Raw genomic sequence first — 255 nt, 5'->3', positions numbered from 1 at the left:
CCGGCGACTACGATGCCGTCATTATCGGCCACTCGCAGTTTGAGAAAATCCCTCTTTCTGCGGAACGGCAGGCACGGATCATCGAAGATCAGATCGAGGAAATCGAAAAAGCCATTGCAGAGGCCAAAGAACAGTCCGGTGAGCATTTTACCGTGAAACAGATGGAAAAGACACGGAAAACACTGGAGGTGAAACTGAAAAAGCTACAGTCCACCGACCGCAAGGATGATGTGGTCACATTTGAACAATTAGGCG

1 protein-coding gene is annotated in these 255 nt (G+C 49.4%); it reads left to right on the top strand.

The annotated features are described in order from the left end of the window. Positions 1-255, top strand: a 255-nt coding sequence (locus tag P0G09_RS20835) for a hypothetical protein (protein ID WP_275253633.1), incomplete at both ends; no start/stop codon positions are given.

Source organism: Faecalibacterium sp. DFI.5.82, assembly GCF_029076575.1.
Lineage (GTDB): Bacteria > Bacillota > Clostridia > Oscillospirales > Ruminococcaceae > Faecalibacterium > Faecalibacterium duncaniae.
The sequence above is the reverse complement of the archived record's forward strand: the minus strand, read 5'-3'. Positions and strand labels throughout refer to the sequence as shown.